Annotated in this window: 1 protein-coding gene; it reads left to right on the top strand. The window is 74.7% G+C overall.

The genetic code is table 11. The features are described 5' to 3' along the window. Nucleotides 1–2,106 (top strand): non-ribosomal peptide synthetase (locus AOK08_RS36190; RefSeq protein ID WP_157876944.1); only part of this gene is annotated, 2,106 nt, incomplete at its 5' end. Between the last annotated feature and the right edge of the window lie 13 nt (nucleotides 2,107–2,119).

Here is a 2,119-nt window from a genome sequence, read left to right as displayed (position 1 = left end):
CGGCTGCTGTGGATGCAGGACGCCTACGGCCTCACCCCCGGCGAACGCGTCCTGCACAAGACGCCCTACACGTTCGACGTGTCGGTGTGGGAGCTGTTCTGGCCCCTGCTCACCGGCGCCACGCTCGTCCTCGCCCGCCCCGGCGGCCAGCGCGACCCCGCCTACCTGGCCGGGCTCATCAAGGACGAGGGCGTCAGCACCGCGCACTTCGTGCCGTCGATGCTCGGCGTCTTCCTCGACGACCCCCTCGCGGTACGGCACGCCACCGGTCTCACCCGCGTCGTGTGCAGCGGCGAGGCCCTGCCGCCCGAGGTGCGCACCCGCTTCCTCGACCTGCTCCCGGACGTCGAACTGCACAACCTGTACGGCCCGACCGAGGCGGCCGTCGACGTCACCGCGTGGCACTGCCGGCCCGGCACCGGGGACACCGTGCCGATCGGCCGGCCCATCGCCAACATGCGCGTCCACGTCCTGGACGCGCGCCTGTCCGAGGTGCCGACGGGCGTCACCGGGGAACTGTTCCTCGAAGGCGTCGGACTGGCCCTCGGCTACCACGGACGCCCGGACCTGACCGCCGAACGGTTCATCGAGCACACCGGCCCCGACGGCATCACCCGCCGCCTCTACCGCACCGGCGACCTGGCCCGGCACCGGGCGGACGGCGCCCTCGAATACGCGGGGCGCACCGACCACCAGATGAAGATCCGCGGCTTCCGCGTCGAACCCGGCGAGATCGAGGCCGTACTCGCCGAACACCCCTCGGTCCACGCATGCGCGGTCCTGCTGCGCGGCGAACGCCTCACCGCCTACGTGGTCGCAGCGGGCGACAGTGGGGCGGACGAGGCCACAGCCGGCACGGAACTGGACGCGTACGCCCGCACCCGGCTCCCCGGCCACATGGTGCCCTCGGCATGGGTGCTGCTCGACGCGCTGCCCCTCACCCGTAACGGCAAGCTCGACCGGGCCGCCCTGCCCGCCCCGGACCCGGCGCACGCACCGCGCCGGGACCCGTCCCGGCCGCCCCGTGGCACGACCGAGACCCGTCTCGCCCACATCTGGGAGCGGCTCCTGGACACCGGACCGGTCGGCGCCCACGACGACTTCTTCGCCGCGGGGGGACACTCCATCGACGCCCTGCGCCTCATCGGCCGGATCAACGAGGCCTTCGGTGAACGCCTGTCGGTGTCCACGGTGCTGGAGCACCCCACCATCGCCGCGCAGGCACAGGCCCTGCGCGCCCGGCGCCACCCCGCCCGGCCGGACACCGTCGTACGCATCCGGCCCGACGGCGACCTGGACCCGCTCTTCCTCGTCCACCCCGTGGGCGGCAACGTCCTGTGCTACCGCGCCCTCGCGGCGGCACTGGGACCGGACCGCCCGGTGTACGGACTGACGGCGCCGGGCCTGACGGTCTCCGACGAAGAGATCGTGCCCGCCACCGTGCCGGAACTCGCCGCCGCCCACCTCACCGCCCTGCGAGAGGTCCGGCCGCACGGCCCGTACCACCTGGCCGGCTGGTCCCTCGGCGGACTGCTCGCCTACGAGATGGCCCACCAACTGCGCGCCGTCGGCGAGGAGGTGGCGACCCTCACCCTGCTCGACACCGCCTACCCCGGGACCACGGACGTGCCCGCCGACGAGACCGCCCTGCTGGAGTGGTTCCACGAAGACCTCGCCCGGTCCGCCGGAACGGACCCCGACGCCGCCGCACGCGACGCCCTGCGCGCCGCACTGACCGGGGCCACCGACCCGCCCGCCCGGCTGCGGGCCGTCGCCGAAGCCCTCGCCACCGACGGCTCCGCCCCGGCCTTCGGGGACGACGAACTGGCCCGCCACTACGCCGTCTTCCGCACCGGACTGCTGGCCGCCGCCCAGTACCGGCCGCCCGTCGCCACCGGCCCGGCGCACTTCCACCAGAGCATCACGGGCGCCGCCCTGTACGCCGCCGACCGATGGGCGGCCCGCGTACCGGACGGGCTGGTACGGCACGACAGCGACGCCGACCACTACGCACTGGTGCGAGCCCCGCACGTGACGGCCGTAGCGGCAGCCCTCGACGCGGCCCTGGACCAGGCCGCCCGCCCGCACGGGCACCACTCCCGGTGAACCCGGTGAACCC

It is taken from the genome of Streptomyces graminilatus (assembly GCF_001418565.1).
Lineage (GTDB): Bacteria > Actinomycetota > Actinomycetes > Streptomycetales > Streptomycetaceae > Streptomyces > Streptomyces graminilatus.
This window is presented reverse-complemented; position numbering and strand designations above follow the sequence as displayed.